This is a genomic window from Telluribacter humicola (assembly GCF_017355935.1).
Classification (GTDB): Bacteria; Bacteroidota; Bacteroidia; order Cytophagales; family Spirosomataceae; genus Telluribacter; species Telluribacter humicola.
On record NZ_JAFIQT010000001.1, the window covers coordinates 2118037 to 2144928 of the forward strand.

Annotated in this window: 24 protein-coding genes and 2 pseudogenes; 7 read left to right on the top strand and 19 right to left on the bottom strand. The window is 49.4% G+C overall.

All coding sequences use genetic code 11. The features are described 5' to 3' along the window. Window positions 1–20: 20 nt before the first annotated feature. Both JUB14_RS09055 and sucD read right to left on the bottom strand, forming a co-directional pair. Window positions 21–1205 carry a DUF4271 domain-containing protein gene (locus JUB14_RS09055; RefSeq protein ID WP_207505537.1) on the bottom strand — a complete coding sequence of 395 codons (1185 nt, stop codon included), beginning with the start codon at window positions 1203–1205 and terminating at the stop codon, window positions 21–23. 59 nt (window positions 1206–1264) lie between these two features. After that, window positions 1265–2143, bottom strand: a complete 879-nt coding sequence (sucD, locus tag JUB14_RS09060) for a succinate--CoA ligase subunit alpha (protein ID WP_207505538.1) — start codon at window positions 2141–2143, stop codon at window positions 1265–1267. A gap of 126 nt (window positions 2144–2269) precedes the next feature. On the opposite strand from sucD, the gene JUB14_RS09065 reads away from it, so the two are divergent. Beyond that, window positions 2270–2863, top strand: a complete 594-nt coding sequence (locus JUB14_RS09065) for a DUF6962 family protein (protein WP_207505539.1) — start codon at window positions 2270–2272, stop codon at window positions 2861–2863. Here JUB14_RS09065 and JUB14_RS09070 read toward each other — a convergent pair. From JUB14_RS09070 to JUB14_RS09115, 13 genes and pseudogenes are all read right to left on the bottom strand, one after another. Continuing rightward, on the bottom strand, window positions 2852–3688 hold the full coding sequence (locus JUB14_RS09070) for a 5'-methylthioadenosine/adenosylhomocysteine nucleosidase (protein ID WP_207505540.1): 837 nt from the start codon (window positions 3686–3688) through the stop codon (window positions 2852–2854). The genes JUB14_RS09065 and JUB14_RS09070 overlap by 12 nt on opposite strands. 10 nt (window positions 3689–3698) lie before the next feature. Continuing rightward, window positions 3699–5012, bottom strand: coding sequence for an NCS2 family permease (locus JUB14_RS09075; protein ID WP_207505541.1), 1314 nt, complete (start codon window positions 5010–5012; stop codon window positions 3699–3701). Window positions 5013–5023: 11 nt separating this feature from the next. After that, the gene (locus JUB14_RS09080) at window positions 5024–6268 is read right to left on the bottom strand and encodes a hypothetical protein (RefSeq protein WP_207505542.1); all 1245 of its coding nucleotides are present in this window, start codon (window positions 6266–6268) and stop codon (window positions 5024–5026) included. Between the two features lie 68 nt (window positions 6269–6336). Next, window positions 6337–8010 carry an amidase gene (locus JUB14_RS09085; RefSeq protein ID WP_207505543.1) on the bottom strand — a complete coding sequence of 558 codons (1674 nt, stop codon included), beginning with the start codon at window positions 8008–8010 and terminating at the stop codon, window positions 6337–6339. 162 nt (window positions 8011–8172) lie between these two features. Further along, window positions 8173–8895 (bottom strand): DUF3784 domain-containing protein, encoded by a 723-nt coding sequence (locus tag JUB14_RS09090; protein ID WP_207505544.1) that lies wholly within the window; start codon window positions 8893–8895, stop codon window positions 8173–8175. A gap of 104 nt (window positions 8896–8999) precedes the next feature. Then, window positions 9000–9350, bottom strand: coding sequence for a hypothetical protein (locus JUB14_RS27675; RefSeq protein ID WP_229367598.1), 351 nt, complete (start codon window positions 9348–9350; stop codon window positions 9000–9002). A gap of 105 nt (window positions 9351–9455) precedes the next feature. Beyond that, window positions 9456–9512: pseudogene (locus tag JUB14_RS28090) on the bottom strand (hypothetical protein); the annotation flags it as partial. Between the two features lie 80 nt (window positions 9513–9592). Next, window positions 9593–9661 (bottom strand): annotated as a pseudogene (locus tag JUB14_RS28095) (hypothetical protein); the annotation flags it as partial. After that, a complete protein-coding gene (locus JUB14_RS28100) occupies window positions 9657–10169 on the bottom strand; it encodes a transposase (RefSeq protein ID WP_374757797.1) in 513 nt (170 codons plus the stop codon). The pseudogene JUB14_RS28095 and the gene JUB14_RS28100, both read right to left, overlap by 5 nt. 132 nt (window positions 10170–10301) lie before the next feature. Beyond that, entirely contained in the window at window positions 10302–10439 is a 138-nt protein-coding gene (locus JUB14_RS27685; RefSeq protein WP_229367600.1) for a transposase, read from the bottom strand. Between the two features lie 97 nt (window positions 10440–10536). After that, window positions 10537–11187 carry a hypothetical protein gene (locus JUB14_RS09105; RefSeq protein WP_207505545.1) on the bottom strand — a complete coding sequence of 217 codons (651 nt, stop codon included), beginning with the start codon at window positions 11185–11187 and terminating at the stop codon, window positions 10537–10539. A 139-nt stretch (window positions 11188–11326) separates the two neighbouring features. Continuing rightward, window positions 11327–12928: a TlpA family protein disulfide reductase gene (locus JUB14_RS09110; RefSeq protein ID WP_207505546.1), complete on the bottom strand. Its 1602-nt coding sequence runs from the start codon at window positions 12926–12928 to the stop codon at window positions 11327–11329. Between the two features lie 379 nt (window positions 12929–13307). Further along, complete coding sequence (locus JUB14_RS09115) at window positions 13308–14588, bottom strand: DUF4249 domain-containing protein (protein WP_229367601.1); 1281 nt, start codon at window positions 14586–14588, stop codon at window positions 13308–13310. 163 nt (window positions 14589–14751) lie between these two features. Between JUB14_RS09115 and JUB14_RS09120 the strand changes: the two genes are divergently transcribed. Beyond that, window positions 14752–17148, top strand: coding sequence for a TonB-dependent receptor (locus JUB14_RS09120; protein WP_207505548.1), 2397 nt, complete (start codon window positions 14752–14754; stop codon window positions 17146–17148). Next, window positions 17149–18471, top strand: coding sequence for a DUF4249 domain-containing protein (locus tag JUB14_RS09125; protein WP_207505549.1), 1323 nt, complete (start codon window positions 17149–17151; stop codon window positions 18469–18471). A gap of 30 nt (window positions 18472–18501) precedes the next feature. Here the strand turns inward: JUB14_RS09125 and JUB14_RS09130 are convergent, their stop codons facing one another. Continuing rightward, window positions 18502–19653: a hypothetical protein gene (locus JUB14_RS09130; RefSeq protein WP_207505550.1), complete on the bottom strand. Its 1152-nt coding sequence runs from the start codon at window positions 19651–19653 to the stop codon at window positions 18502–18504. Then, window positions 19637–20632 (bottom strand): DUF2157 domain-containing protein, encoded by a 996-nt coding sequence (locus tag JUB14_RS09135; protein ID WP_207505551.1) that lies wholly within the window; start codon window positions 20630–20632, stop codon window positions 19637–19639. The genes JUB14_RS09130 and JUB14_RS09135 overlap by 17 nt, the downstream gene beginning before the upstream one ends. Before the next feature lie 158 nt (window positions 20633–20790). On the opposite strand from JUB14_RS09135, the gene JUB14_RS09140 reads away from it, so the two are divergent. Continuing rightward, window positions 20791–21477, top strand: coding sequence for a metal-dependent hydrolase (locus tag JUB14_RS09140; protein WP_207505552.1), 687 nt, complete (start codon window positions 20791–20793; stop codon window positions 21475–21477). Window positions 21478–21537: 60 nt separating this feature from the next. Here JUB14_RS09140 and JUB14_RS09145 read toward each other — a convergent pair whose 3' ends face one another. Both JUB14_RS09145 and JUB14_RS09150 read right to left on the bottom strand, forming a co-directional pair. Continuing rightward, window positions 21538–22242, bottom strand: coding sequence for a sulfite oxidase-like oxidoreductase (locus JUB14_RS09145; RefSeq protein WP_207505553.1), 705 nt, complete (start codon window positions 22240–22242; stop codon window positions 21538–21540). Window positions 22243–22267: 25 nt separating this feature from the next. Next, entirely contained in the window at window positions 22268–23392 is a 1125-nt protein-coding gene (locus JUB14_RS09150) for a tetratricopeptide repeat protein (RefSeq protein ID WP_207505554.1), read from the bottom strand. A 116-nt stretch (window positions 23393–23508) separates the two neighbouring features. Between JUB14_RS09150 and JUB14_RS09155 the strand changes: the two genes are divergently transcribed. The 3 genes from JUB14_RS09155 to JUB14_RS09165 all read left to right on the top strand — a co-directional run bounded on the left by JUB14_RS09155 (window position 23509) and on the right by JUB14_RS09165 (window position 26625). Then, window positions 23509–24750: a M16 family metallopeptidase gene (locus JUB14_RS09155; protein ID WP_207505555.1), complete on the top strand. Its 1242-nt coding sequence runs from the start codon at window positions 23509–23511 to the stop codon at window positions 24748–24750. A gap of 217 nt (window positions 24751–24967) precedes the next feature. Beyond that, entirely contained in the window at window positions 24968–25447 is a 480-nt protein-coding gene (gene ispF, locus JUB14_RS09160; protein WP_310586130.1) for a 2-C-methyl-D-erythritol 2,4-cyclodiphosphate synthase, read from the top strand. A 44-nt stretch (window positions 25448–25491) separates the two neighbouring features. Then, complete coding sequence (locus tag JUB14_RS09165; protein ID WP_207505557.1) at window positions 25492–26625, top strand: amidohydrolase family protein; 1134 nt, start codon at window positions 25492–25494, stop codon at window positions 26623–26625. Window positions 26626–26892: the final 267 nt, after the last annotated feature.

Sequence of the window (26892 nt, forward strand, 5' to 3'; positions counted from 1 at the left end):
TTCGAAATAGCGCCATCTGATCAAAGGGCAAACTTTACACCTATGATGAGGGGGATTATTTCGATGACGCAAAGGTACGAAAATAAATACAGATTTATAAAAGAGCCGCTAGGCTTGATTAGAATGTACAGCGAAATGAATCGCAGCAGGTAAAATATGATGAAGGGAACAATGACAGACTTTTCAAAATCTATTGCCCATACCGGACTGTACAATGAATACGAAAAAGTAAAAATGGCAAATAGTCCAATGAACAGGTACGTGATCTGTAATGCCTTATAGTAGTGTATAGTGACCACCTTATCCAGATTGAGCATACCACCGACCAGTGACATATAGATGTACTTGAGATAAAATAGCAGGAAGCTGATACCAAACAACTTGAAGTAGTCGGTAGTCAGTTCGCCCAGGTCGGTACCTCCGGATAGAATGGTACCTGAATTAAACAGGTTGACCCCGTTGTAGGTAAATACTACCAGCATATAACTGATCACCAGACAGAGCAGGATCGTAAACAGGATCATCTGACTGCTGTAGGGCTTGTTCAGCTTATTAATATCCTCCCGGTCGTCGCGGTCCAGAAAATCCAGTGGGTTGATAAACCGACCAAAAGCAAGGGGGTGCGAATTGTAAGCCAGTACGTTCATGACCAGGATGATCAGCATCACCAGGGCCGAAAAGTCACTGAACGGATTTGAGGGCTTGGGCTTGATATTGATGAGAGAGGTAGGAGTAGCCCGGTCATTCAGCACCACAGGGCTGGCCGTTTTGAGATTGGCTACCAGTACTTTTCGGCCATCAATGCCACTGGACCCGTACAGGGTAAGCAGGATTTCATCTTTTCGATAGGTACGGTACAAGCTATCGATGCTTAGGGTTAGCCACTGACCTTCTTCTGCTTTTTTTTGAAGCGCTCCTTCTACAAAGAGGTAGTTCTGCTTCTGAGTCTGAATAAGCAGGGTATAGTGACGGTTTTTCAGCAGGTCAACCAGCAGGCTGACCGACAGCGCTTCTTCGTGTAGCGAGCGGGTATAGGGTACGTAGTTTTGGTAGCGTGTGCTATATACCAGCCAGTCGTTTTGGTAGTCGTATACCAGGAAGTACTTCTTATCAGGCCCCACCTCATTTACTGCCTTGGCGGAATTAGGGAGTACTAGTCCGATGACAGTAAGTACCAGCAAAAGCAGTGAATGAAAAATTTTCATTGCTAGAAAGAAAGGGCGGAGTTTCCCCAGCCCTTTTCGAAAATATATAGTAGAAGTAATTATTTCTTGCCCAGAGCAACCAGCATGGTCTCACCAATAACGGCAGGTGATTCGGCTACGAAGATACCACACTCGCGCATAATCCGCATTTTAGCTTCGGCTGTATCGTCAGCACCTCCGATAATAGCACCGGCATGTCCCATCCGACGACCCTTAGGAGCAGTCTGTCCGGCGATGAAACCAACTACTGGCTTTTTGTTACCATTTTCCTGTACGAAACGGGCCGCGTCTGCTTCCATGCTACCCCCGATTTCACCGATCATAACAATAGCTTCTGTTTCGGGGTCGTTCATAAGGAGTTCTACGGCTTCTTTGGTGGTAGTACCAATGATAGGGTCACCTCCGATACCGATAGCGGTAGTTTGTCCAAGTCCGGCGCGAGTTAGCTGGTCTACTGCTTCGTAGGTAAGTGTACCTGATTTTGAAACCAGACCGATAGTACCCTTTTTGAATATAAAACCAGGCATGATACCCACTTTACATTCTTCAGCGGTGATGATACCAGGGCAGTTAGGTCCAATCAGACGGACGTTCTTGCCTTTGAGATAATTTTTGGCCATCATCATATCTTTGGTAGGGATACCTTCGGTAATACATACGATTACACCGATGCCCGCGTCAGCGGCTTCCATAATAGCGTCACCTGCAAATGCGGGCGGCACAAAAATAATAGATACATCAGCACCAGTCGAACGTACTGCCTGATCCACTGTATTGAAAACCGGGCGCTCGAGGTGACTTTGGCCTCCCTTGCCAGGTGTTACTCCACCGACGAGGTTGGTACCGTATTCAATCATTTGCTGGGCATGAAAAGAACCCTCTGAACCAGTAAATCCTTGTACAATAACCTTTGAATTTTTATTTACTAAAACGCTCATGTTATAGATCGGTTTTTTTGGTAAAAGTAGAACGAAAAGCCCTAAGTAGCAAAACGTGGTTATAATTGTCCTTAGATTTTGTAAATTGCTTTAATGTATCCTTGTTTAATAGAAAGACCTTCAACGATGATTACACACATAATATCTGACTTCATTCTATTCATTACAGGCCTCGTAGTGTTTGTGGTTTTCTTTCAAAAACAATCCATCTACAATAGATTGCTGTGGGGGATATTTATCCTGAGTATTGCCATGACATCCCTGGTGGGTGCATTCCTATTCGCCGGGTTTGATACGCTGGAGCCAATCCATAACTCACTCCAGAGGCTGGAGTCAACCCTGGGCGCAGTATGTATGGTTGTGGCGTCGTGGGGACTGATTATGCTCACCGAAACGGGACGGCTTACCTTCTGGGGGACCATCGGGGCAGGCAGTGGCATCTTCTTCGGGTTGCAGTGGTTCAATCTGGTAGCTATGGTACAGGTAGTACAGCCACTTTGCCTGGTCATCACCCTGATCATTGCGTGCTGGGGGCTGCTCCGTAAGCAAAAGAGCGCGCTATGGGTGGTATTTTCAATGACGCTACTGGCTTTGGCGGCCAAGGTGACCAGCTTGTCGCTGCCTTTGCATCCGATCGATATTAATCACTACCTGATAGCACTCGGAATATACTGTGCCGGCAAAGCGGCACAGAATGAGTACCAGATCTTATTTAAGTAAGCCTACGAGCTCAACTACTAAGGCTGCGGAATTACGGGCGGCTACTTTTACAAAGTTAAGCATGTCTTCACGGGCATTGCCGTCGGCTTTGTCGCTCAGGCTGCGGATCACGATGCAGGGTACCTGCTGTTGCCAGCATACCTGAGCTACCGCGGCACCCTCCATTTCGGTGGCGTCTGCCCCAAAATCTCTGCGTAACTGCTCTACTTTTTCGGCTGATGATACAAATACATCGCCCGTCACAATACGTCCTGTAATAACCCTGGGAACCCGGCGGCTGGCTGAGGTCGGTTGCAGCGTTACCTTGCTTACGGCCGTCAGCGTTTTATTTAACAGAGAAGAATCAGCGGGGAAGAAGTCAGGATTGAACTCACCGGTAATAGGATTCCGGGTCTGACGGGTAGCCTGCTTCTGAAACGTAATATAGCCAAAGTCATGGTGGCTGGTCTCTTTGCCTATCACAATATCCCCCGGCAACAGCTCCGGATTGATACCACCGGCTATACCGGTAAATATTACTTCGGAGGGTTTGAAAGTCTGTAGAGCCAGGGTGGTAGTCATGGCAGCGTTTACTTTGCCTACTCCGGTCAGGGCTATCACTACTTGTCTTCCGTTGAGCTCACCCGTCGTAAACTGGATACCATGAATAGTATGCTTCTTCGCTTTTTTGACCGATTGTTCCAATAGCTTCACTTCATCATCAAAGGCACCCAGCAAGGCCGTGACGGGGCGGGACTTATAGATCTGGGCATTAGATACCGCAGGAATTCCAACAATAAACAGGACGAGAAATACGAGTAGGGGGCGTTTTGTAAAAATATACATGGTACTTAAATTAATGACTTACTGTAAGTAAAGATAGGATGGCAAAAGCGTCAATCACCAGTAGCGTCGGTGACAGTTCACGGTACTTACCGGTGGCAAGTTTCAGAGCAGTCCAGCTCAGGAAGCCCCAGATAATCCCCTGTGTAATAGAGTAGCTGAATGGGATCAGCAGCATGGCTATAAAGGCCGGTATGGCTTCATCCATAGCCAGCCAGTTGATGCGTACAACGGGTCGGATCATGTAAGCGCCCACTATGACCAGCGCCGGAGCCGTGGCAATAGCCGGTATTACCGACAGCAGTGGGGACAGAAACATAAAAGGCAGAAAGCACAAGGCCGCAAAAACGGCCGTTAAGCCCGTTCGCCCGCCCTGTTCTATCCCTACGGCCGACTCTATATAAGCCGTACCGGGGCTACTGCCCAGTAGGCCACCCAGTGTAGTAGCTACGGCATCGGTCAGCAGGGCTTCGTTGACATTCTGCGGCTCTCCGCTGGCATCTTTCAGGTTTGCGGCCTCGGCTACTCCCACAAAGGTAGACAGGCTATCGAACAGGTCAGTAAACACAAAGGCAAAGATAACCGGCCAGAGTGACCACTGCAGTGAACCCACCAGATCCAACCGGAAAAGTAGGCTGAAATCGGGTGATGATATCCATCCACCCCAACTGATAAGAGGTACCGCTCCACCCCATACTCTGCCGATAAGGGCAGCCAGCAGGGTAGTAGTAGTGATACCTATGATAATGGCGCCTTTGACCTCCCAGACTACTAAGGCAGCCGTCAGAAAAAGCCCAACGATAAAGGTAGCCGTAATGGCATTGTTGACCGGGGCTATACCTACCAGCGTAGCAGGATTATCAACGATAAATCCGGCATTGGTAAATCCGATCAGGGCGATAAAGAAGCCGATGCCGGCGGCTATGGAGTGGCGAAGCGGTTGAGGTATAGCCCTGAGCAGCAACGTTCTGACCTTGAAAATGGACAGTAGGAGGAAAATTATCCCCGCCCAGAACACAGTACCCAAAGCTGTCTCCCAGGCAAGTCCCATTCCTTTTACCGCCGTAAAGGTAAAGAAGGCATTGAGCCCCATACCCGGTGCTACGATGAGTGGGTTACGGGCGTAGAGTCCCATCATCAGGCTACTGAAAAATGACAGCAGAACCGTAGCTGTAAGTACCCCGCTGAAGGGCATTCCGGTCTGGCTCAGTATAGCCGGATTGACCACAATAATATACATCGTAGCCAGGAAAGACGATAGACCGGCTATGAGTTCGGTTCGTACGCTGGTGCCGTTACGTGAGAGGGCAAAGTAGCGTTCAAGCATGGGACTGAGGGTTAATTTACCCCCGAAAATCGCGGATTTATTACATTATTACTAATCGAGCCGAATGTATATGACATCCCGAATGAGGACCCGAAGCGAAAGTTGGTAGGTAACTGCCGGTTGTTGAGCAGGATTTCGCTGGCATCACCTTCACTTTTGGCCAGGGATATCTGGTTGTTGATCAGGCTGAAATTGCTGTGTAGCCATACCGAAAGCCCCTGAATCACCCGCCAGTTGAGGTTAAGGCCCAGGCTCAGGCTGTTTTTGCTCATGTCGTGCAGGTACTGGTAGCCGTTCAGTTCAGCATTAAAGGTCCCCCAGGGCTCAGTGATACCCATGATACCCGTTATCTGGTGGTAAGGTAGTGTTTCATTCTGCTTATCGTAGATAGTTGTTTCGAGGTAGTTGAGCCTGCGAAATCCGGTTTGGTAAATACACCGGAACTGACGCCGCATGACCTCCGAGACCGGATAAAAGCTGTACTCGATCGCTGGAGCTACGCTATGCGAAAAGTCAATATTCTGGTATACCGAGTGGAATCCTTTGTAGAAGCCCCCCGCCGCCCAGTGATCAGAAAAGCTTTTGACGTAAAGAGCAGATAGCCCGTAGTTGGTATTGCGTGCGCTTACTTCTTCTCCATCTACCACGTAACGGTTAAAGTACTGGTTATGGTAGCTATATAGGGAGAACTTTGATGCTTCGGTCACCCGGTTGATGCTTAGTTCGGTGTGGATAGAGGTGTTCTTCTTGTTACTCTCGCTGTTATACGAACCGCTGCCTCCCAGCCTGAATACCCAAAAATTCCACTTGTCTTCAACCGGAGCGTCTGCTACGGCTTTTCTTTCCGGAAAGTCTATGGATACTGACTTCATCAGTTCCGAATCCAGTATGTATCTGACCAGGCCCATCTTGATGTTTTTGACAAGGGCCTTCCGGATGATATCCTTTGTATCAGCTAATTGAGTAGCAAATTGTATGGTGTCACCAATACTGGCGTAGCTGTTATGTCCGATAAAGGTCAATGTATATTCAAATCCACCGGAGCCGGTAGGCATGCCGTTGACCATAATCTCAACATCGGCTACGTAACGGTCCCGTACAAAGTCAAAAAAAGTAAGCTCTGAACGGACGTAGTCACTGTGGCAATTGGTGGTACAATTGAGATAGACTCTCGGAGGAGCCAGATACTGAGCGTAGGTACTCTGGAGAATACTGGTACTAAATAGAAGCAATAAGACCAGGTAAAATAATTTCATACTGTAGTGGGTTAGTACCGCTACAGTATGAAATTATTGTGCCTGGAACAGATAGATCAGAAACAAAATTAATCGAGGCTAGGGTGCTTGCGGTGGTGATCAGTAGCATCCTGGTAGGCCTTGGCAACGGCCAGTACCTTATCTTCCTTCATCAGCTGCCCCATAAAGGTAATGCTGGTAGGGGTGCCCTTCTGAGTGAATCCGTTAGGCAGTACTACGCACGGATGTCCCGTCAGATTGGTGATGGTAAGGTTCCCCCCGCCGTAGGTCGGTGACAGGTATACGACTACGTTGGCTGTCTTGAGCGTCTGGTACATATCCTGGATGAGCTTTGTCCTGAGCCGGTTAGCCTGGATGTACTCAACGGCCGGTATAAACCGGGCCGCCCGGAACACATTCGGCCAGGCATTCTTGATCTGACGTACCATCAGGTCGTCACGGTTGGAGCGGGTGAGATCGTCAAAAGCCGCCGCGGCTTCGGCCGACAGGATAATGGTCATATCACCGGCCGGATAGCCAGCGGGTAGCTCCATCGGTACCAGTTCAGCCCCTAGTTTGCGGAGTGTTTCGAGCGTAGCCTGGTCGTTGGCCTTGTTAGGGTAATCCGCTTCAAAAGCTTTTTTCAGGTAGCCAATGCGGGTACCTTTCAAGTTTTGTAAAGGAGCATAGTTAAATGGTGCCTCAATAATCGTAGCATCCAGCCCATCGGGGCCGTAGATGGCGTTGAATACGTAGGCGCAGTCTTCTACCGAGCGGGTAATGGGCCCAATCTTGTCCATGCTCCAGCTCAGGGCCATGGCTCCGTGGCGACTCACCCGGCCGTAGGTAGGCCGCAGGCCGGTAGTACCACATACCGTTGAAGGTGATACGATAGAACCGAGGGTTTCGGTACCGATGGCAAAGGGTACCAGACCTGCCGATACCGCTGAGGCCGAACCAGCCGATGAGCCACTCGAGCCAGCTTCCATATCCCATGGGTTGCGCGTCATACCACCAAACCAGACATCACCCCAGGCCAGCGCACCCAGCGTCAGCTTGGCACATAGTACCGCGCCGGCCTCTTCCAGTCGCTTGATTACGGTAGCATCCAGATCCAGGGTCTGGTCTTTGTACGGCATAGCACCCCAGGTTGTTTTATAGCCTTGCTTGGCTAACAGGTCTTTGGCTCCGTAGGGGATACCGTGCAGCGGTCCGCGGTACTTCCCGGCCTTGATCTCCGCGTCGGCCTTGCGGGCCTGAGCCAGGGCCAGGTCTTCAGTTAGGGTAATGACGCAGTGTAGCTTGGGATCGTACTTTTTGAGACGTGCGATGTAGAACTTCGTAAGATCCTCGGAGCTGATCTGTTTTGTACGGATTAGTTCTGACAATTCAGATACCGTATAGAACGCCAACTCTTCACTGTTTTTGGGTAGTACTACCTTTCCGGCGGGACTGCGACGAAACGGCTTGCGTGTCTGGTCGATGGTGAAGCCGGTAGGTATAGGATTGAACTCCAGTGCGGGCGCTACATCATTGGTGAGCTCAACCTTTCGTATCTTCTCGTAGCTTTCCCGTGCGTCGGTGAGTTCGGTAAGCATTGAGTCCCGCTCAGCCTCGGTAAACGACAAACCAAATAGTTCAGAGGCCTGATTGACCAAATCGGTGGTAATGGGGCGGGGCGGATGTACCGTCAGGAAAGAGCCGAGGGTAAAGCTGCCCAGAAATCCGGCGCCCAGCAGGAGGCGCTTTGTAGTTTTTTGCATGTAGTTACGTAAATCTAAGTATTGATGGGGTTGCAGCCGACGAAAATACGAAAAAGTTAGTAAAACAAGAGAAGGTATGGCAAGAGCCGCTGCTAACTTATTCGCTTTACAACCGTCAGGATATGACGCACCAAATATACATCGTTGCGAGCGGTGATAATCTCAGTTTATACCTTTCCACCGCAATAGTTTTCTCTCCAGTTCAGGTATGTATATCTGATCTGAATTGTAATATACATCGCCATCAGTAGTATTTATTAACAAAAACTGATGCCCTCTCTTGTTTACGAACATTCGCACAACCTGGCCATTCTTAAGTTTGAAGGTCCCCTTTGCGTAGTCGCCGGCAGCAAATCCATTCAATTTATAAGAAGTTGGTGGTAGGCTTTTGACCAGCCTCAAGGCTACTACATCCTGTTTTTGGATTGTCATTCCGTAAGAACCTTTGATCTCAATGGAGTCTTCGTTCAGAATAAGCTCATTGCTCTGAAAATCATTTAGCGTTTCCAATCCTATAAAGACGGCTATAAGTAGTAAAATGCCTCCTGTGATATAAGATATTAACCTTTTGCCGCCAAATGCCTTTGTATAGGACGTGCTTTGAATAACCATCCAGGAATAGGCAACCAAAGGATAGGTGATCATGAATAGGCTGGCCCAATTGGTATTGATCAAACTAATCACCCAAGTCTCTACAAAAAGGGACACTCCTAGTATAATATGGAACAGCTTAAAGTAATTCAGGTACCCATTGATATCGACATTCGCCCTTTCTGCATCTGACATCGTGTTGTAACCTGATAGTATGTACTTCGCGTTTTTTCTGGTTACTATAAATCCAATAGACGTAAATATGACCGATAGGAATAGGGCGACGTAAATCATTATATGAATACTGGATTTTTTACTAACAAATTATTTAAGCCATCGTTAGCACAAGGCTATCTTAAATTTTTTGGCTATATATTACTTCACACTCTCTTTACTCTTTAAAGCCGGTAATGGGTATTTCCATCATAACGATATACTCCGTCTATAGTACCATACCAAATACTGCCATCCTTAGCTTCTAAAATTCCGAAAATCATTCCTCTATTATCTTCATCTTTTGATATTATATCGGTTTTAATTGGCTTTTTATCAGACAACGACTTTTCATCATAACGGGAAAGTGCCCATCTTCCACCAGCACCTTGTGAACTTGTCCAAATGTTACCTCTCTTGTCTTCGTAAACATTCCCAACAAAATCCTCGGTGATATTGGTAAACGTACTGCCGTCATAACGCCAAAGACCATCAGTTCCACCAAGCCATACATTGCCTTTTTTATCTTCAATCATAGTACGGACATTCGTAAAAGTTTCGCCGTTATGGGTTAAAGTGGTAAACGTTTTTCCATCATAAACGAAGGCCTTGCCTTTTGTGCCAAACCAGAATTTACCTGTATTGTCTTCAATGATTGAATAAACAACATTATTATCACTATCAGGGGGACTGTTAATCCTTCATTCATTTTATAAGTTTGAAAGAATTTTCCATCATACCGGCTTGCTCCGCTTGGAGTTCCAAACCAGATATTGCCTGATTTATCTTCATAAATACAAGGGACCTGAAAATTAGAACATGTTGGGAAATTATAATTGGTACTAATTCAGAATTCTTTGCAACATGATCTGAATGTTGGACAAATAGAGCCAGCTCACCGAAGAGCATACTGTGTGTTCATAATCCTTGACTATCCGCCGGAAAAAATTTGTCCACCCAATCGTCCGTTCAACTACCGCCAGGCGGCCCGGCCAGCGCTTGGCTACTGGTACAAAACCCAGCACTGACTCAGGTCGGGATGCTTTCTGAAAATCAATGCTCCAACGAGCCAACTCGGCAGCGAAAACACCATTGTAAGCCTGATCTCCCAGTACTTTCTCCAACCGCTCGCCCATCCGCCATAGTACATCGCCAATCAGTGTGCAGCTAGTAGGCCCATCCGCTTGGTTGGCGGAATGAACATGGGCTACCCATAGACGCCCCTGTGTATCGACAACGAATTGTCTTTTACGTCCATTGACGCGTTTGTTTGGGTCAAGCCCACGCTCTTCACAAATCATTGGCCCTAGCTTAACACTCTGCGAGTCAACACATACTAATGATGGGGTAGGCATTCTGCCAAACCGCTTCCGGTCAATCTCATTGAGTGCCGCATTGATTCGCTCAAACGTACCCTCGCGCTTCCATACATCAAAATAGTAGTAGATTGCCTGCCAGGGGGGCCAGCAGTGCGGCAGGTTGCGCCACTAGCAGCCAGTTCGTAGCAGCCATAGAATGATGTCAATAATTTGCCGTAAATCATGCTTTCGCTTGCGATTTAGATCAAAGAAAGGCGAAATTGCAGCCCATTGGGAGTCGGTCAGTGGTTGCCACTGTTTGGTCATAGCTTTGCATTTTGGTCGATACAAAGTTGGCACGACTCTCAGTTATTTCAATTCCCAAACATGTTCTAATTCACCTGTTAATAAGAATAAAATGCAGCTATTCCATAAAGATCTTACCCCGACTGTGACGTTTCACGCTTTCATTAAGACTGTTAAATAATTGCCTGGAATCTTCATTTACCATTTCAATACCTATGCAGGTTAGTAGATATAGACTAAATATCGAATTGACATTTTCAAGGATATAGTTCCTTTCAAATGTAGCCTGATCTTTTGTCCCTTGATCCCATTTCTGAGACCGAACCATAGTTAGTTTATCTATTTTTACCTGGTTCTTCGTAACATCTTTCTTCAACTCAGATAGTTGCTTATCAATAGTTTTAATTTCGGCATGAAACTTGTCAAATACTATCCTTTCGTATCGATCTCTTTCTTCGGTAAGTGGAGAATTCTTGACCATTGATTTAGAATAGTCTTCTGTATTGATTAGCAATTCGTTTTCCCCTTCCCAAAAGAACCAGTACGATTTATCACTATTATGAGCATCTGCTAAGTAGTAAGCATCTGTTTCTTTGATTTTGGAGTTGTTATAGAAGAAGCTATCACCTTCTACCGGAATAGTGGCGACGAACTGAGAATCAAAATAATTATTATATTTATACAGGTTCAGGCTTGTGGGAACTTCGGATCCGTCAAATTTACCAGTAAGTATAAAGTTTTGGCAGAAGCCTGAATTGGCTACTACCATAGTGATGACGACAACCAATGCATATCGTATTTTATAGCATTTCATAATGTTACAGATTTTCATGAGTTAAGATGAATAGCTCTGAGTCAACAGGTCGTATTGAGGAATTAGAACCCTATCCAGTATTTAGCACCTTACCTCATTCCGCCAGTGCCCGGTCCAGCACCTGCCGTACTCTTGGATCACCTGGGCGTGGCGCATCCGCATTGATCACTTTACCATCTTTACCAATCACCATGTAGCGAGGGATGGATTTAAGCTTGTGTTCCTGAAGAAACTTTGATGTCTCGGGTTTAAGGACTTTGAAACTGTTCATGGCAAGATTAACTTCTAAGCGCTCGGAAGCTTTACTCCACTTCATATAAGTATCATCCATGGATAAAAACACCACTTCCAACCCTTTCTTTTCATAGTCATGCAGAAGGCTTTTGGAGTGGGGCATCTCTTCAATACAGGGGGCACACCAACTGGCCCAAAAGTCCAGGAAAACCACTTTTCCTTTTTTACTTGCCAAAAGTTCTTCAATGGTTATTTGCTCCCGGTTGTATGTCAGTAGGTGTAGATTCGAGGGTTTTCGGCTGAGCAGTTCATCTTTCTGGTATTTCGCCTGTGCTTGCCGAACGAGCGTAGAATCCTTAACCAGACCCACAAATCTCTTCAGGTAAGTATCTATTTCGTCTGGGAAATACAGGTCAATCTTATTAAGACTGGTGAAGAGCATCTGATCTTTCACCGCAGGGCACAGCAGGGAAGAATTAGTTGCCTTAGTGAAACTTTCCCTAGGATCTCTTAGATGAAACTGGTTGGCTACGGTCCATTTGGCTCTGGATGTGATGTATTTCTTCTCAAAGTTGTCCAGACACTGATTAAAATATTCATCCTGAAAACGCTGCTTCCTGAATCTACTGTTGAGCTCGCTGGCCGCCTGAGCTGAATCGAGCGAGCCCGACATGATTTCCAGCTTTAGTAGCAGGTTTGAATACTTTTGTTGATAAAAGTTGTATGTAGCCTCTGAAACCTGTTCGTGGTTACGTAGTGAGTCGAGAATCTGCTGGCTGTAACTCTGTATGTTTTTAGTAGAAGCTAGCAGTTCGCTTCCCACTTTGTTTTCAAGTTCTTCCAGGTACAATCCTTTTTCATACCCTTTCCTTGCGAGTTGCCGTTCGTTCTCTTTGGGATCATCGAAAAAGTGCTTGAAGGCTGCCATGCGGGTGTTATCGGCCATGCCAGCAGTCAGGCAAGTACCCGGATGTTTTGTATTGAACAGGGCTTCTACATTTAAGTCCTGCGGAGCATAGGTAACGGTTGAATGTTTGACGACAACGGGTTTGCCTGGATCGAAACTCATAACCAATGAGTCACCCTTATGTACCAGAAAGTCCTGAAATTCGAAGAAGCTTAGATAGCGTCGGACCATTACCCAATCGGACTGGGTCGAATAAGTTGCTACCTTGTTTTTTGCTATTTCATTAAATCGAAAATCTATTCGATCAAAACTGTCATATAAAGCGATATATTCAAGCCTTCCTCTATTGGAATTAGTTTTGGTCTTTAACATACTGTTGAACTCCGGCTTGTCAACGAACTGGATATGAATAACGCCGGGTCCAGTCCTTTCATCGCTACTTTCAGTGGCTGCTGTAGTGGCAACATGTTCCTGGGAATGCTTCGTACAACCAAGAAGAAGAATGAAAATAAGTATCTGGGTTAAATTGAAAAAGCAAAGTGCTAGAGGCTGCATAGTCAGATAGCTTTTTTGAAGTTGTGTGGCAGGTTCATAAAGTTTAACCAAGGCTTTTGCGAATGGAGATTAGGATGCAGTAGAAGTTATGGAGAGGGGATAACACACTCTTTCCAAAGAACGGAGATTGACTTCCTTAGCAGTATAAATTAGAACTAATTTCTTAGTTTTTTTATCTAACGGTCATTATACCGCCTATGTTCAGGATCTACCCTAACCGAGCTGCTCTTGAACGGATATTGTACTCAACATTGAAATACGCCCGTTTTTGTAAGTGATGCTTTACAACAAAGGCTGCTGTAGTAGTACCTGCAGTGGTGTCAGGTAAGTAGTAGTAGCCGTGTGCATGGTTCGCTCTTAGTCTTGATCTAACTCTTCTTTACTCGCGCCACCCTACCGGCATGGCCGAGGTTTGCTTCTCGGTATCCAGGCAGATAGCCGTGTAGGGACGACTGCGAGAGGAAGGGTCTAGTATTTCAATCATAGGGGATACCGGGTCCAAGGGAGAGGGTTCGGGGTTAGGCAGCCGACGGAACATAGCATAGAATATCTGGTCCACTCCCGATATCATATTGCCGCTTTCGTCCACTCCTCCTCCATAGGGGATACCACTAGTATCTTTACGATCTAGCCAGTATCTCTTCGTCGAGACGGCAGAAGCCGTAAATAAGCCCACTACTAGTTCCTGAGGATCTGCCCCATTCTGCACATTGCCGACAGAAGCGGTGGGAGGTAGATCGGCCACACCTCCATTGTTCTGGGTCTGCTCCTGCAACTCTTTGAAAAAGCGATAAGCAGAGGACGTCAGACTAGACTGCCGTAGCTCTACCAGAGAACCGTGTTGTTGGTAGAATGGAATCTTGGCTGCAATATGGTTAGCAATGGGAGCTCCGTCTGTATAGCCGTCAGCAAATATGTTAAGTTCATTATTAAAAAAGATAGCCCAACACTTGGTCCGGCAGCGATAATCATATACCCAATATGGTAATACTCCCCCATTATATTGTGGTGGTGGAGGTGGTGGATAATAACAATCTTCCAGAATAGAATCGCCTAATATAAAGTACCAATAGCCATTAGGATCGTATTTTACGATAACGTTATTTATAGAATATAACCCTCTCTCGCAGGTTCTGCACCATTCCTGCTTTTCCCATAGCTTCCAATCCCACTTGTAGTAGTTAGGCTGCCCCTCCGGGTCCTGCGTATCAATGTAGAAATCGTGTGCCGCACGGTAGCCGTTCAATAGTGTAGGAGAGAGGCTGTTGGGGTTGAATTCGGCCCGCACCTGTCCGATGGAGGGTACATCGGGCATGATCTGTTGCGTGGACTGGTAGGAAGTACCATCACCATCACTGAGGGTGAATCGTAGCTGGTAGGCATGGCCCACCTGCCCCCGAACATCAGCGGGAAGGGCGTACACGCCATCGTATGTTTCGTGGGCTTCAATGACTTGCGAAGAATCTACCACAACCTGTACTTTAGCCTTGGTAAGAGCCATAAAGCCGGGCCGGCCAGTAACGGGGTCACTCTTGGAGCGGTTGAGCCGGATGATCTGCGGCTCGGGCAGATTGGTGATGGTACCATCTACAATAACAACATTCAGATTACCTGGTAGTTGCGGATCGTAACTATCTACGCAGCCGGAAAGCAGGAGCAAAGTCAGAAGTAGAGGTAAAATGGCCCTGGAAGACATAGAGTGAGGTAGATGGTGGGAAATAATTGGTGCTAAAAAGGTAAAAATTTTCAGTAGTAAATAAAAGTTTAATTATATTTCTTCACCTTATTACACTACGGTTCCTTCCTACCCTCACCACCACACTATGACCCGACTGTACCTGCTGCTGTCTTTCCTCTTCCTATTGACCATTCCGGCACTGGCCCAGCTGAGCCACACCCTCTCGGGTACCGTCCGTGACTCGGCTTCGGGGCGCCCGCTGATGCGCGCCGCTATCATCATTGATTACGAGAGGACCACTACTGGTACCTACACCGACAACGACGGCCACTACGCCATCAAAGTACCCGCCGGACAGCGCATCCTGGTGGTACGCTATGTTGGCTACGTCCCCTTCCGCACCACCATCCGCGTCACCGGCGACACCCGCTACGATGTAAATCTGCCCAGCGTGGCCAGCCAGCTCGAAGAAGTAGTAGTGACCTCCAAAGCCTACGACCGCACCGTACGCCAGCCCCTGCTGGGCGTCACCCAGATCAACATCGCCACTCTCAAACGCATGCCTGCCGCCCTGGGGGAGGTAGATATCCTGCGCAGCCTGCAGATGCTACCGGGCGTGACCAGCGTGGGCGAAGCCGCCAACGGAGTGAATATCCGCGGTGGTACCACCGACCAGAACCTGATTCTGCTGGACGATACCCCCATCTTCAACCCCACCCACATGTTCGGCATGTTCTCGGTGTTTCCGCCCGATGCCGTCAGCGGTCTGGACCTCTACAAGGGCAACGTGCCCGCCCGCTACGGCGGAAGGGCCGCCTCGGTGCTGGACATCAGCCTCAAGTACCCCGACCTGGAGCAGACCCGCTTCAACGGGGGAATCAGCCTGGTCGCCAACCGGCTCACGCTGGAGACGCCCCTGATCAAGGGCAAGCTGGGCTTGCTGGTATCGGGACGCGGCGCCTTCAACGACTACCTGCTGCGGATGCTTTCGCCCCGCTTTGACCACATCCGGGCCAAGTTCGGCGACGGGACCACCAAGCTCTTCTGGCGGGTCAACGACCGCAATACCGTCACAGCTATGGGCTACCTGAGCTATGATCTGTTCCAGACCAATCTGCTGGGGAGCCTGGCCAATGTCAACTCGGTAGCTACCAAGTATGAGCACAAGACCGCTAACGCCATGGTACGCTGGTTCCACGCTTTCTCGCCCCGGCTCAACCTGCAGACGACGGCTCTGGTGGCGCAGTACGTACCCAGCATCCTCTCCATTGAGGATAGTACCAACAATGAAGTGGTACTCAAGCAGGCGCTGCTGCAGCGGCAGCTCAAAACCAACCTGAACTACCAGCTCGAAAACCAGAAGATCGAGCTGGGGCTGAGCAGCACCCACTACGGGCTCAATCCGGGGGAGCTGATCCCTAACCAGAGTCCGGCGGTCAGGTACCAGCGCACGCCCCCGGAGCAGGGGCTGGAGCTGGCCATTCACCTGGAAGACGAGATCAGCCTGACCGAGCAGCTGGCCGTGTCGGCGGGGGTACGTTACTCGCACTTTCAGAACCTGGGACCATCGGTAGTGCGACGCTACACCACCGGAGAGATCGTGGACGTAACGACGGTAGTGGACTCGGTGCGCTACGGAGCCGGTAAGGTGACGGCGCAGTACGGGGGCTTTGAGCCGCGGCTGGGTCTGCGCTACGCGCTGGGGGCCAATGCCTCACTAAAGGTAGGCTACAACCTGATGCGGCAGTACCTGCAGGTGGTCTCCAATACCACTACACCGCTGCCTACCTCCCGCTGGAAAACCTCCGATGCTCATATCCAGCCGCAGGTGAGCCAGCTGTTGTCAGCGGGCTACTTCTTCAATTCAAAAAACAGTATCCTGGAGCTGTCGGCGGAGGTGTACTGGCGCACTACCCGGCACGTGCTGGACTACAAGCCGGGAGCTAACTTCCTGCTGGACCCCTACCCGGAGACCAGCCTGCTCTCGGGCCGCAGCCGGGCCTACGGGCTGGAGACCATGCTGACCAAGAAGAAGGGGGAGCTGACCGGCTGGGTCAACTACACCTACGCCCGCACCTTCAACCAGGTGGTGACCGGAGCGGACTTCCACCAGCGGATCAACGGCGGCGACTGGTACCGTGCCAACTATGACCGCCCCCACAGCCTCAACGCCAGCCTGACGATCAACCAGGGCAAGCACCACAGCTTTTCATTCAACATCGCTTACAGCACGGGCCGTCCCTACACGGCACCCGAGGGTTTTATCCGCTACCAGGACAGGACCTATCCCTTCTACAACCGGCGCAACATGCAACGGCTGCCCGACTACCACCGCCTGGACTTCGCCTGGAACATCTATAACCCCAGCATGCGCTCTAAGCGCTGGCAGAGCCACTGGACCTTCACGGTCTACAACCTGTACGGTCGCAAGAACGCCTACTCGATCTACTACCGCACCGAGGGGCAGGCGACCAACCCCTACCGGCTGGCTATCTTTGCCGCCCCCATTCCGAGCCTAACCTATAATGTTAAGTTTGAGTAGATGAAAAAGCTCCTGTTAAACTTAAAAGAAAAGGCATGGGTGGTCGTGATGGCCATATGTCTTGTGCTGGCGGGTTGTGTAGATGCTTTTGATCCACAGGTAAAAGCTACGGTGGATGTACTGGTGGTAGATGGTATGATTACTAACCTGCCCGAGCCGCAGATTATCCGCCTCAACCGCTCCCGCGCTGATCCGGTCACCGGTCGCTTTGGTACGGCTCCCATTACGGATGCTACTGTGGAGGTAGTTGTCGATTCGGCACAGGTGGTAGCCGCTCATGAAACCGTGGCTGGTAGCTACCGGCTCCCCAGTGACTTCCGGGGGCAGGTGGGACGTGCCTATCAGCTGCGAATCCGGCTCACAGATGGCACTACCTACCTGTCTTCCCAGCAGATAATGCCTTCAGTATCACCCATCGAACGGGTGCAGGTGGAGTTTAACCCGCGAGTACCACGACCGAATCATAGCATTCACACCATGGGTGCCCATGAGTTCTATCTGGACATGCAGGACCCCGAAAGTCAGCACAACTACTACAAATGGGACTGGACGCTCTACGAGAGGAAGGAGTGGTGCAAAAGCTGCGCAAATGGCGTTTATGCGGTTTACAATATCCTGCCCAACTATTACTTTCACAAGATGTTTGTATCGGGGAACGAGCTATTTGAAGACTGTTTTATACCTTCCCCTGTACCCAGTGGTAGTGGCGATGTACCTTCGGTTCCGAGTAGGTACTGGGTGTACGACTACCGCTGCCGAACCCGCTGCTGGCAGATTATTCACAACTACAACCTGAATCTTTTTAATGATGCCCTGAGTAACGGGGGCCACATACAGCTACGAAAAGTAGGCGTGGTGCCCTACTACCAACGGTTGCCGGGTTTGGTGGTCATCCGGCAGTCAGGCATTACTCCGGAAGCCCACGCGTTTTTTACCTTGGTCGAAACCCAGACCCAGAACTCGGGTGGCCTGGCGGACACGCCACCCACGGCTCCTATCGGAAACATCCGGAACGCGGCCAATCCGAAGGAAATAGTAGTCGGTTTTTTCTCGGCTTCTTCGGTTACGGAATTACGCTACTGGCTCGACCGAAAGGACGCTACTGGCTTACCCATTGGAGCTTATGATGAAAACGGTGAAATTCTGAACTGGGACGAAGAGCTGTTTTATGCCCTTATTGGCCGTCGTCCTACTCCCGAACCGACACCCCCCGATCCGCCTGCAATCAATATATACGGAGGTCCGCCCCGTGTACCTACGGCTATTTGTGAGTACAGCAATACAAGTACTCCGTTTAAGCCCGAAGGCTGGCGCGACGAGTAGGGCTGTTGTCAGATAATGAAATAATACCTATTAGTACGCCGCGCCACTACCTCCGCCCCCAAAGTCTCCGCCGCCGAATTCCGGACCTGACTGCGGCTGGGGGAGGTCACCGGCTACCTGCATTGCTACGATGTTTCTGGTCAGTACCGCTATTTCCAGGTCTTTCTCCAATGCGTATATAAATCCGTTTCTGGGTACTTTCAGCCAGCGCATCAGGGATATGGCAGTACCAAACCCTACCAAACCCAGCAGGGGAAGCGCCCACTCGCCGGGTAGGATGGGGTGGTAGTGGTGCAACGTACCCAGAGAGGCGACCAAAGCCAGGCTACCTACCACCAAAAAAGAAAGCTTCTTCCAGCGCAGAGCCGCGAACAGGTAAAGTACGGGAATGGTAAAGGTCAGGAGCCAGAACAAGCCGGCGAAGGCAATCTGCGGAGAAGGGCCATAGATGGAGTTAATCATGGCGTTGCCCTCCCGCACTACCAGGTAGTTGCCCGCCGCATAAAATAGGATCAAAGTGGCCATGTGTACCCAGTTGAGGCTAACTTTCCAGTAAAAGCTTTCATCACGTTTCCGGAACCGATGTACATACAACCAGACTAGCCCGGCGTAGATCATGACCAGAAAAGGTAACAGCAGCTTACCCCACGGGCTTTCCATAGCCAGCGATGCAAGTACATAAAGACCCGTCAGATAAGTACCCAGGGCGATGACCGGTTCGCCATAGCGGTAGGTAAAGAAGACGGGAAAGGGCAGGTACAGCAGGGCCACAAGCCAGGGAGGGGTATCAAACGCGGACGTAATGTCAAGAACCGGTGGTAAAAAGGAAAGTACAATGGCGTACAGCAGGGCGTTGTCGATACCCGAAAAATAGAGCTTACGGTCTTTAATCAGGTAGTTGAGAAAGTAGAAAAGCCCCAGGCCGTACAGAGGCGGGAAGTAGTTTTCGGAACCGGGCAGGTCGGCGAAGGGAAGAAAAAAAATGGCTCCTGCCGAAATACTGATGAGCGAAAACACGAACAACCCAATCCAGACAAACCAGTGGGGGATGTAAGGTACTTCGGTGTATTCCCTGGTAATGGACCGTTCTGCCTCTTCGGATATTAAATTTTTGGCTGTCCAGTCGCGGACCCGTTTCCGGACCCATCTATTTTTCAGAAGCACTTCATTGTAGGCTTTCATGGGATTGGGGGGAAGGTTTACGAAGTAATTTCTTAAAATTCAGAAAGAACCAGATCACCCCGCCAGCGCTCAGCATAAAGTACAGAGAACCCAGAAAGACACCGATCTCGGCGGGTAAATTAGTAAAAAGCAGGTAGGTGAATCCGATATAGCCAAAAAGTACGCTGATCAGCAGAAACAGGAGTGAACTCTCTTCCCGGGCATTCTGAAAAAAATACCAGCACCCTATCCCCAGCAGCAAAGCAAATACCGCCTGCCATGCATCCATGGTAAACATACCTCCAAGGCAAGCAACCAGATAGAGGGTACCAGCTACCAGCAGGTAGGTATAAGAAAAATGCCGCTTGATCCCCCGCTTTTCCAGGAGCCAGCTGAGAGCCACTACCAACAGTCCGAAAGCAAGGGCCGTTTGAATCACCGCCGGGTCAGAAAAATCATTTTTGACCAGTACCTGATCGGGCGTGGCCGTAAGCCCCACCCACGAGGCCAGCGCCGTAAGCCCCAGCGAAAGTACCCCCTGATGGTCGAAGCGGTAGGCCAGAAAGAGAAAGAACAGGGCGGGCAGGAAAACCGCCAGTCCGTAGCGGGTACCAAACAGGCCGTACTGGTATTGCGCGTAGCCCTCCAGCGCCAGGAAGAGCAGACACCCCAGCAGCAGAACTACCTCGACAAAGGACGAGCTATGTACTACTTTTCCGAAGCTGAACGATTCACCTTTTTTGAAAACATAGACGAAGCAGGCGGCTGTCAGCATGGCCAGTAATGCCATTAGTACGGTATGGCCCAGGGTATCGATATTCTGGTAAATAAGTACTCCCGCGCCTGTCACGAAAGCACTTAACGACACGTACAGCAGCATGCGCAGAAACCCAAATAGGGAAACGGGCTTCTGTTGCTCATACTGGCTCAGGAGTTGCTTTTGCCCCGACTCAATATGCTGCTTTTGTTCCAGTTCCGATAGTAATTGCTGTATATTCATAGGTGGCCGAAAGTGAGGTAAGTTGTCTGATGTTCAGGTGATTGGCGCACTTTGGTGTAAATATCAAAAACTGTTTGTAAATAACCACGTTTATTTATTGAGTATACGTCAGTTTGTATTATTGATACTATCTTATAAATCCCCTAAATAACTTCATCATGAAAATTACCTATTTCGGACACTCCTGCTTTGGGGTCGAAACCTCCCACGTTAAGCTCTTGTTCGATCCGTTCATTACTCCTAACCAGCTGGCGGCTAACATAAGCGTAGACGATATTGAGGCCGACTATATCTTTATCTCCCACGGACACGAAGACCACGTAGCCGATGCCGTACATATAGCCAAACGGACGGGGGCTACCGTAGTGGCTGCCTTCGAGATAACGCAGTGGCTGGGTAAGCAGGGGGTGGATAAGGTACATCCCATGAACACGGGAGGCAAGTGGACGTTTGATTTTGGGATGGTGCAGATGGTGCCTGCTTTTCATTCGAGCAGCCTGCCCGACGGCAGCTACGGAGGCAGTCCGATTGGATATGTGATACAACTAGGTGGGTATAGCTTTTACTTTGCCGGTGACACTGCGTTGTATTCAGATATGCGGCTAATCGGGGAACAGTACAATCTGGATTTTGCATTCCTGCCCATTGGCAGCAATTTTACCATGGATATACACGATGCCCTGCGGGCTACCAAACTGCTGGATACTGATAAGGTATTTGGTATGCACTATGATACATTCCCCTACATCAAGATAGATAAAGAAGCGGCTGTGAAGCTGGCTGAGGAGAAGCGTGTGGACCTGCACCTGCTACCGGTAGGAGGATTCCATCTGATGCAGCAGTAAGTCAGAAGCTTATTATACCTATTTAAAACAGCCAAGGCGTTGGACACCCTGGCTGTTTTATTATTCATCGTTGTCGCTGTACCGGTCATTTCGCCAGGGGTAGGCGGTGTTGGAGTAGCCTCGGTCTTCCCAGAAGCCAGGTTTATCTTCACTCATGAATTCTATTCTTTTTATCCACTTGGAGCCTTTCCAGGCGTACAATTGGGGGACAATCATCCGTACCGGTCCACCGTGCTCTAAGGAAAGAGGCGCTCCATCGGCCGTATGTACCAGCAGTACATCCGGTTTCAGGGCTTCTTCGAGGGAGATGTTGGTGGTGTAGGTATCGTAGCCATAGCACATGATATGGGTAGCCGTCTCCTTAGGCTGCACCAGCGCTGCCAGGTCCATGAGCCGGACACCTACCCAAGGTACATCCATACGCGACCAGGTGGTGACGCAGTGAAAGTCACTGACATCTTCCGTCTGGGGCATTGCCATGAAATCATCCCATGTGAGTATGACCGGGTTTTCCACCTCGCCTCTAATGGTCAGCCGCCAGCGTTCCAGCGATACGTCCGGGTGATAGCCAAGGTCCAGCACGGGCCACTTCTGGGTCAGGTACTGACCTACCGGCAGCTTAGGCATACCATGCCGATTAGCAGGTCCGGTACCCAGGGGACGATCATCAGCCACGGAAGGGGTAGCTTTCATCTTCTCCTCAAACCGGGCTTTCAGCTTCATCCGGGCCTCTATGATCTTATCGAACTTGTTGTTTGCTTCCATAAGCTTTATATTGATTACAAGTTACTTACTTATTCAAGTACCCTTTGGCTTCTTTGATAATGGATTTATAATAGGTGATATCCAGACTTTTCTTATAGTAGTCTCTGGCCTGAGACTTGTTACCGGCCCGGTCAGCGATGCGGGCCAGTCCCGCGTAGGCCATCGCGTGGTACTCCCGCGTAAACTGCTCATCGTAAGGTGTACGCAGGGCAGCCAGGTACTCCCGCTGGGCCTGGGCATCATCTTTCTCCTTTTTTTCTTCCACCAGCCCCTGAAAAGTGCGCCAGGCTATCGGATAAAATCCGCCGGTGTAGCGTTTAAGAAAGTTAATTTCATCGGTAGCCTCGTCGTATCGTCCGGCTTGTATCAAAGACTCGGCATATACCATTTTGTACACGGGGTTCTGCGGGTACCAGCTATTGAGCTTACTGCTATATACCGTGGCCTGGTCAGGTCGGGACTCTTGCTCGAGGTAGATACGTGCAAGGTAATAGCTGGCTTCGGCGCGGGTGATTACCCCAACGCGGGTGGCGGTATCGACCTGCTTGATGCCTAATGCTTTATTACCACTCTTAAAAAAGAACATGACGGGCTTGACTATAGGGTGGTCGTTGGGGTACACCTCTACGTAGTAGTTGTACATGCCGGTGGTGAAGAAGAACTCAGGGTTCTTGTCAGTGAGTTTCATGCCGGCCATGAGGGCATTATAAGCACTTTTGGCTTCGGTCGCTGCTTTGATCAATTCCCTTTGGTAATTATACATCAGTGCGCGGAAGCCATGCGCCGCCATGGTAAAAAACACAGCCTCGGGGTTGGTACTTTCCCTACCGTACTGCTTATCTACCGCTGCCAGGCATTGATTAAGGGTAGCGATGTACTCCTGCGACTTCGCTTTGTTGTTCTGGATGGGTAGGTACTGCCAGTACATCTGAAAAGCCTTCAGTAGGTGAGTGACGGGATGATTGGGGTAGCGGGCCCTGACCTGCTGGCTGATCTTGTTAGCTTCTTCAAAGTCGTAGTTGTAGATATGGTCAATGCTTTCCTGAATAAGTTTCATACCGGCCGGATCATTGAGTAGCTGTGCCTGGGCCGTTGGAGGAACTGTGAGATAGAAGAGGAAAAGTAAAATGGAGTAGAGGGTTTTCTTCATGGCTATGATTAATGCGGTATTGAGATTTGGCTGATTACAGCCGGAACATTAGCTTTGTTGATAACGTTAAAAATAGAGTCTGCGTTTCTCAGGCTTATTATTTACTACTACGATATATGATCAGATACGAACATTTTGTTTTAAGTAATGGCTTGCGTGTGTATGTACACGAAGACCATTCTACACCGATGGCCGCGGTGAATATACTATATAATGTAGGCTCACGGGATGAAGATGAAAAGCGCACCGGATTTGCGCACCTGTTTGAGCACCTGATGTTTGGTGGCTCACAGCACATCCCCAGCTACGACGAACCCGTACAGAAAGTGGGGGGGGAGAACAATGCCTTTACATCCCCTGACATCACCAATTACTACATCACTCTCCCCGCTGATAACCTCGAAACGGCCCTCTGGCTGGAGTCAGACCGGATGCTGAGTCTTTCCTTCGACCCTAAGGTGCTGGAAGTACAGCGGAAAGTAGTGATAGAGGAGTTTAAGCAGCGGTACCTCAATCAGCCCTACGGTGATATCTGGCTGAAGCTTCGTCCGCTGGCCTACAAGGTACATCCCTACCGCTGGGCTACGATCGGCAAAGATATTACTCATATTGAAGAGGCCGTTATGGAAGATGTGCAGGATTTCTTCTTCCGCTTTTACCGCCCCAATAATGCCATACTGGTAGTTGCCGGTGCTGTTAATCCAGAGCAGGTAAAGCAGTTGGTGGAGAAATGGTTTGGTCCTATTCCGGCCGGTGAACCAAACGTGCGTCAGTTGCCCAATGAGCCGGTTCAAAATGAGCCACGCTTCCTGGAAACTTCCGCCCAGGTACCTCTCAATGGACTAATCAAGGCCTGGCACATGCCCGGACGCTTTGAGGAGGGTTTCTTTGCGGGTGATCTGCTAAGTGATATATTAGGTAGAGGAAAGTCGTCGCGGTTGTACCGCCACCTGTTGAAAGAAAAGCCGCTATTTAATAGCGTGAGCGCCAGTATTACCTCTTCTTTGGATCCGGGACTGTTTTTGGTGCGTGGTTTCCTGAATCCCGGTGTTACGCTGGAAGAAGCCGATGCGGCCGTCAATGAGCTGATCGCTGACCTGGTACAGAACGGAGCAACGTCTGATGAGGTAAGTAAAGTGAAAAATCAGTCGGAGGCTACCCTGGCATTTTCGGAAGTAGAGCTACTCAACCGCGCGATGAACCTGGCCTTCGCGGCCAACGCCGGTAATGCCGAATGGGTCAACGAAGATGCTGACAAAATCCGGGCGGTAGATGCCGAGGCTATCTACCAGGCGGCCCGTACGATACTTCGCCCTGAAAACTGCTCAACGCTGTACTACCGGGCCGAAGCTAACTAAGAGCCTACATTCTTAAAGTAGAAAGCAGCAACTACCGGTACCTCTGAGCCGGTAGTTGCTGCTTTTTATAGCCTCCTGCCTCACATACTACCTCCGGCTGTTGTCTTTTCAGTTGGATCTTCCCAATTTGCAGAGTAGATTTCCTGACTGTGCCCTTTCCGGTAAGAGCCGGTTCTACATCTCAGTCCCATTCTTTACCGTTTAATCTTATAGTATGATTCCTTTCCGCGTAGGGCTAGGCTACGATGTACATCAGTTTGAAGAAGGCCGCCCTTTCTGGCTGGGAGGTATACTTATTCCCCATACCCACGGTGCTAAGGGACACTCCGATGCGGATGTGGTGTGTCATGTACTGTGTGATGCCCTACTGGGGGCCGCCAATATGCGGAACATCGGGTACCACTTCTCCGACAAGGACCCACAGTGGAAGGGAGTAGATAGCAAGCTGCTACTGACCAAAGTACTCGAGATGATCCGTGACAAAGGCTACGAAGTAGGCAATGTAGATGTAACGGTAGTACTGCAGCAGCCTAAGCTGAACCCGCACATACCCGCTATGAAGGCGTGCCTGGCGGGGGTAATGGGTGTAGATGAAGAGGCTATCTCTATCAAGGCTACTACCTCGGAACACCTGGGATTTGTGGGCCGGGAGGAAGGTATTGCTGCTCATTGCGTGGCTCTGATTTACCGACCCTAGTTAAGAATATTACAATACCACCATAACCTTTCCTTTTTTACGACATGAAAAAACTATTGTTTTTGTCGCTTGCTCTGGGAGTAGTACAAGGGGTCGCAGCGCAGACCGGTACTGTTCCTGAACAACCCCTGGGCTTTGAAGAGTACGATCCCGTTTCTACCCTGAAAGTAGAGGAGCACGTAGTCCGTAAGGCTAAGTTCCCTTTTATAGATGTGCATAACCACCAGATGCGCATGGCTGATCAGGATGTGAACCACCTGGTGGCGCAGATGGATAGTATGAATATGGCTGTGATGGTAAACCTGAGTGGCCGGGGCTGGTACCAGGAATGGAACGAAGGTACTGCCCACCTGAAAGGCTCATTAGACAACGTAAAGAAGAACAACCAGGCCAAGCGACTGACCGTTTTTACCAACCTTCAGTTCAAGGGCTTCGGCGAGCCCAATTGGACGGCTAATGCCGTGAAGCAGCTCGAAGAGGATGTGAAAATGGGCGCTAAGGGCCTAAAAATATACAAGAGCCTGGGCTTTAGCGGGATCAGGGATGACAAAGGCAAACGTGTAAAGGTGAATGACCCGCGTCTGGACCCGGTATGGGCCAAGTGTGGCCAACTGGGTATACCTGTGCTGATCCATACGGCCGATGTACCTTCGTTCTGGGACCCGCTGGACCGCTACAATGAGCGTTGGCTTGAGCTAAAGACGCACCCCAACCGCAAGCGTGATGCCAATGATCCGGCTCCATTTGAAGACCTGATCGGGGAGCAGCACGACGTATTCCGCAAGCATCCTAATACTACCTTTGTCAACGCCCACATGGGCTGGTACGCCAACGACCTCCGTAAGCTGGATAGCCTCATGCAGGTATTCCCAAATATGTACGTGGAAATCGGAGCGGTAATAGCCGAACTGGGCCGTCAGCCTCGCAGCGGTAAGAAATTTTTCGACAAGTGGCAGGACCGCATCCTGTTTGGTAAGGATAGCTGGGTACCAGCGGAGTACACTACCTACTTCCGGGTACTCGAGACCGAAGATGAGTACTTCCCCTACCACAAAAAGTACCACGCGTTCTGGCGTATGTACGGCTTAGGTCTTTCGGATGATGTCCTGAAAAAGGTCTACTATAAGAATGCCCTGAAGATCATCCCCGGATTAGATAAGTCTCAGTTCCCGAATTAAATAGGCAGGTAGTAAGCTAGCAGAGACAAGCAGTACTTACCTATGATTAAATAGAACGGGTTGCAAAAAAGCTCTGTAAGGACGATTCACTACAAGGTGTCGCCCCTACAGAGCTTTACTTTTTTTATAGCTTTTTCTTCTACTAAGATCTGGCCCCGCTGGGGCCGGGGAGCGATCTCATCTCAGCATAAGAAGCGATAATGTTGAGCTGGATTTTTGAAAATGTCTGGTCAGAGGTTTTATTTTTGGCTTTGTACACGGTTCCTG